Genomic DNA, 4,866 nt, shown 5'->3' on the forward strand with positions numbered 1-4,866 from the left:
CACCAGACTCGACAGCCGCCGGTCCGGCTACTTCACCGCGGCGAGCTGGATCAGGTTGCCGCACGTGTCGTCGAGGACGGCGGTGACGACCGGCCCCATGTCGACCGGGTCCTGGGTGAACTCCACGCCCAGCGCCTTGAGCCGCTCGACCTCGGCGTGCACGTCCTCCACGGCGAACTGGGTGAACGGGATGCCGTCGTCGGCCAGCGCCTTCTTGAACGGGCCCGCCGCCGGGTGGCCGTCCGGCTCCAGCAGCAGTTCGACGCCGTCGGGGTCGGCGGGGGAGACCAGGGTGAGCCAGCGGAACTCGCCGGCGGGCACGTCGTGCTTCGTGACGAACCCCAGCTTCTCGGTGTAGAAGGCGAGCGCCTTCGCCTGGTCGTCGACGTACACGCTGGTGATGTTGATGCGGATCACTGGTCCGGTGCCTCTCGGTCGATGGGCCACCGCTCGACGATCGAGCGCAGCGGGCTCGTGTCGATGTGGTGGAACTTGTACCGGCCCTGGCGCCGGGTGCGCACCAGGCCGGCCTGTTCGAGCACCGCGAGGTGCTGGGAGATCGCCTGGCGCGAGGAGGTGAGGCCGTGCTTCATCGTCAGCCGGCCGCAGATCTCGAACAGCGTCTGGCCGTCCCTGTCGGTCAGCTCGTCCAGGATGGTTCGTCGCGTCGCGTCACCGATGGCCCTGAACAGGTCGGGGTCTGCGTCCACGGGCACAGTTATAGGCAAGTGGCCACTTGCCTGTCAAGGTCGGTGACCCCCGGCCCCACCGAACGGCGTGTCGCCCGGAAGGGTGTGCTCAGGTCGGAGGCGGGACACGTAGGCTCTGCGCATGCAGTCGTCGGCCGTGCGTGACGGTGGGCCGCGTCCGGGGCCCCGCAGCCACCAGTGCTTGCGCTACGAGCAGCGGGACGAGTTCGACGTCCGCGCTCGGGAGTTCCTGCTGGCGGGGTTGGCCGCGGGGGAGCGCGCCCTCTACATCGCCCCCGACGCACCCGACGTCCTCGTCGAACGGGTGCGGGCGACCGACGCCCTCGCCGAAGGGCTCCGGCGTGACGCCGTGCGGGTCGCGTCGCTGGAGGCGACCTACACGGCGGCGGCCGTGGTCGACCCCCGCACGCAGGTGGAGACCTACGCCGCGGCCACCGAGGAGGCGCTCGCCGACGGGTTCACCGGCCTGCGCGTCGCCGCCGACGCGACCTCGCTCGTGCGCACCCCTGCCCAGTTGGACGCCTTCGCCCGCTACGAGCACCTGGTCGACCGCTACATGGCCACCCACCCCATGTCGGCGATGTGCGCCTACGACCGCGCCGAACTCGGTGACGACGCCATCGCCCAGCTCGCCTGCCTGCACCCCGAGGCCGGTGACGGCACCTCGCCGTTCCACCTGCACGCCCACGCGCCGGCCGGGGCGGGCGCGGTGCTGGAGGGCGAGCTGGACCTGGAGTCCCACGAGCTGTGGCCGCTCGCGCTGGAGCGCGCCGACGTGCCGCTCGACGGCGGCGAGGTGGTGATCGACGCGACCGACCTGGAGTTCATCGACCACCGCGGCCTGCTCGCGCTGGCCGACCACGCCGAACGGCGCGGCGCGACCGTCGTGCTGCGGACCCGGTTGTTCCACGCCGCGCACCTCCTGCGGGCGCTCGACGTCCGCGGTGTCCGCGTGGAACAGGTCTGACGGGCGCCGGCACCCGGTCCCGCCGTCACCCGGCGGCGGGCGGACCGGGTCGGCCGAGCACGTAGAACTGGAACAGCCCGGTGCCGTCGGGCAGCGCCCCGACCGCGTCGCGCACCCGCAGGCCGGTGACGCGCGCGGCGCGGTGGACGTCGAGCAGCACGGACGTGTGGCCGAAGACGAAGGCGTGCCCGCCGGGCGCCACCAGGTCGGCCAGCCGGCGGAAGGCGGGCAGCGCCGCCGCGCGCGGCACGACCTCGGCGTTGAGGAAGCGCACCACGAGCAGGTCCACCGAGCCCGGCGCCAGCGGTGGGTGCGCGGCGTCGGCGACCAGCACGTGCGGGAGCCCGGCCGCCGCCCGTCGGGCCATCGCGGGGGAGAGGTCCGCCCCCACGCAGCGCGCGCCGGGCAGGGCGTCGGCCAGGTGGCGCAGGTACGCGCCGGTGGAGCAGGCCGGGTCGAACACGACGGGCGCGGCGCAGGCCGGCAGACCGGTGGGGAGCAACCCGGTGGGGAGCAACCCGGCGGCGAGCCGGGCGCCGTGCACGCGGAAGTGGTGCTCGGCGTCGTCCAGGGTGCCGACCAGGGACTGGTGGTCGTCCCACGCGCCGGGCGGGCAGGTCTGCTCGCGCAGGTCGTCGTCGAGCACGGGGAACGGGAAGACCAGCTCGGTCTCCCCGGGCCGGCCGAACAGGTCGTGCCGGCGGGCTTCGGTGCAGGCGCGGTAGCGGAAGTCGACGCCGCCGCCGTGCCGGTGCAGGCCCAGGAAACGACCCATCACCATGTGCGGGCGCACCACGCTGAACCCCGCCGGGGTGGTGAGCAGCCGCCGGCCCAGCCAGGTGCCGTCGGGCCGGCGCAGCAGGAAGTACTGGTTGAGGCTCGGCGGGCAGTCCTCGCGCCAGACGCGCACCCGGCCGGGCGGACCGAAACCCGAGGCGTGCACGGTGTCGCGGACCCGGCGCTCCCGGCGCAGCAGCGCGACGCTCACGACGTGCCCTTCACGACGTGCCCCTCACGACGCGCTCCGGCGACCGCCGAGGCGGCGGCGCGCAGGCGCGTGCGCACGCCGGGGTGCAGGACCGAGTGGCCGGCGTCCACCACGGTGACCTCGGCGTGGGGCAGCGCCGCCGCCAGCGCCGCCGTGCAGCGCAGCCCGGTCGGGTCGCCCGCGCCCTGCACCACGTGCACGGGCACGTGCCGGGGAACGGTGCCCAGCGACGGCAGGACCCCGTGCGGCGGCAGGAAGAAGTCGTGCGCGACGTAGTGCGCCTCCACGGCCACGGACTCGGCCATGCCCGGCTCCGGCGTCACCCGCTCGGGCGCGTAGGGCAGGCCGGCGCACGCGGCGTCGAAGGCGACCCACCGGCGGACCGCGCCGAGGTGGTCGGGGTGCGCGGGGTCCAGCGCGCGGCGCAGGTGGGCGCGCGCCGGGTCGTCCCGCTCGCGCTCGTCGAGGGACTCGGTGAAGCGGCGCCACGTCGCCGGGTCGAGGTCGGGGTGCCACCGGCCCACGGCCGGGTCCTCGTGCCGCCCCAGGTACGGCGCGCCGAGCAGCACGGCGTCGGCGGCCCCGCCGTGCCGGGCGGCCCACAGCAGCGCCACGGCCGCGCCCCACGAGAAGCCCAGCACCGTCCAGGTGTCGACGCCCAGGTGGGCGCGGAGCCGTTCGAGGTCGGCGACCAGGTCGTCGGTGGTGTTGTGCGCGCACCGGCCGCGCGGGGCGGAGGCCCCGCAGCCCCGCTGGTCGTACCGCACGACGTGCCACCGCGCCGGGTCGACCAGGGCGAGGTGGCGCGGGCTGCTGCGCCCGCCGGGACCGCCGTGCACCAGCACCAGCGGCGCGCCGCCGGGGTTCCCGTCGCGCCACCACCTCAGGCGGTGCCCGCCGCCGACGTCGAGCAGGCCGGTCGCCGCGCCCCGCCCGGTCACGGGTTCCTCAGGCGGCGGGCGCGCGGGCCGGGCAGGGCGACGTGCCCGGCCGTGACCAGGTGGAAGCGCTCCAGCCCGGGGCAGTGCACCTGCACGGTGGTCGTGCCGTGCGCCAGGCCGGCCAGCCGGCGGACCAGCACGTCGTGCCCCGCGCGCAGCACCCGTTCGGTGATCTCCCGCCGCAGCGCCGGCACCGGGGCGGGCGGGACGTCCTCGCCGAACCGGGCCGCGGTGCCCGGCGTGTCGACCGCCTCGTCGGGCACGTCCACCGAGGCGGCGGCCAGCAGCCGGGGGTGGCGGCCCAGGGCGCGGGCGACCGCCGCGCCGGTGGCGCTGTCGTCCACGCCCCGGGTGACCAGCGCGGTCTGCACGAGCTCGCCGACCGCGCGCCGCACCGCGTGCCCGGACGAGGTGGACGCGCCGAGCCCGTAGCGGTGCCGCGCCGGACCCGGTCCGCCGCGGTCGAGGGCCAGCACCACCGGCACGTCCAGGTCGGTGGTGAGGTCGACCAGGTCCACCCGGCCGCCGAGGACGTCGTCGGCGGCGGCGAGCAGGTCGGCGGTGTCGTCGGCCAGCAGGTGCCGGGCGATCCGGCGCGGCGGGGTGGCGCGGTCGTGCACGCAGCGCAGCAGGAACAGCGAGAACGCGTCCCGCTCCGCGCACTCGCCCAGGGCGTGCAGCACGGCCTCGTCCTCCGTGGCGCCGATCGCGCAGCCGGTGTTGACCGAGTACGACTTCACCCGCGCGTAGTCGGTGTCGTCCCCGAGCCCGCGCCGCCACCCGGCCCGCTCACCCGAGGTGGACCACGGGGCCCAGAGGAACAGCGGCACCTCGACCCGCCGGCCGTCGCGCACGTCCGCGTGCGGCAGGCACGCCACGTGCGCCCGCGGCTGGGCGCGGGCGAGTTCGGCGACGGCCGCGTCGACCGCGAGGGGGCCCCGCGCCAGCTCGGCGACCGGCACGGCGAGCACCGGCAGGTCGTCGGCCAGGGCGGGGCCGGTGAACACGTGCTCCAGGGACTCGAACAGGGCGCCGACGGTCGCGGTGGCCACGTCGCCCTTGCCCGAGCCCGCGCCGCCGACGACCGGGGCGCCGGTCGCGTCGACCAGGGCGCAGCGCACGGCGGTCAACGGCGCGTCGGCCAGCACCTCCAGCTCGGCCCGCCACCCCAGCGCGTCGAGTTCGGCGCACGCGCGGTCCCGCGCGCCGGGCAGCGGCAGCTCGCGCTCGCGGGGCGGTCCGCCCGGCGCACCATCTCGA

At 76.6% G+C, this 4,866-nt stretch carries 6 protein-coding genes; 1 reads left to right on the forward strand and 5 read right to left on the reverse strand.

Going from position 1 to position 4,866, the window contains the following annotated elements:
* Positions 1–27 precede the first annotated feature (27 nt).
* Complete coding sequence (locus tag ACR807_RS41080; RefSeq protein WP_438926964.1) at positions 28–417, reverse strand: VOC family protein; 390 nt, start codon at positions 415–417, stop codon at positions 28–30.
* Positions 414–710 (reverse strand): ArsR/SmtB family transcription factor, encoded by a 297-nt coding sequence (locus ACR807_RS41085; protein ID WP_438926965.1) that lies wholly within the window; start codon positions 708–710, stop codon positions 414–416. Before ACR807_RS41085 ends, ACR807_RS41080 begins: the two co-directional genes overlap by 4 nt.
* A 181-nt stretch (positions 711–891) precedes the next feature.
* Here ACR807_RS41085 and ACR807_RS41090 point away from each other — a divergent pair, with 181 nt between their 5' ends.
* Positions 892–1,677 carry an MEDS domain-containing protein gene (locus ACR807_RS41090; protein ID WP_438926966.1) on the forward strand — a complete coding sequence of 262 codons (786 nt, stop codon included), beginning with the start codon at positions 892–894 and terminating at the stop codon, positions 1,675–1,677.
* Positions 1,678–1,702: 25 nt separating this feature from the next.
* Here the strand turns inward: ACR807_RS41090 and ACR807_RS41095 are convergent, their stop codons facing one another.
* From ACR807_RS41095 to ACR807_RS41105, 3 genes are all read right to left on the reverse strand, one after another.
* The gene (locus ACR807_RS41095) at positions 1,703–2,665 is read right to left on the reverse strand and encodes a class I SAM-dependent methyltransferase (protein WP_438926967.1); all 963 of its coding nucleotides are present in this window, start codon (positions 2,663–2,665) and stop codon (positions 1,703–1,705) included.
* The gene (locus ACR807_RS41100; RefSeq protein ID WP_438926968.1) at positions 2,662–3,606 is read right to left on the reverse strand and encodes an alpha/beta fold hydrolase; all 945 of its coding nucleotides are present in this window, start codon (positions 3,604–3,606) and stop codon (positions 2,662–2,664) included. The genes ACR807_RS41095 and ACR807_RS41100 overlap by 4 nt, the downstream gene beginning before the upstream one ends.
* On the reverse strand, positions 3,603–4,866 hold a 1,264-nt coding region (locus ACR807_RS41105; protein ID WP_438926969.1), incomplete at its 5' end, for a YcaO-like family protein. The genes ACR807_RS41105 and ACR807_RS41100, both read right to left, overlap by 4 nt.

Origin of the sequence: Saccharothrix sabaoui, assembly GCF_051756985.1 — a bacterium.
Classification (GTDB): domain Bacteria; phylum Actinomycetota; class Actinomycetes; order Mycobacteriales; family Pseudonocardiaceae; genus Actinosynnema.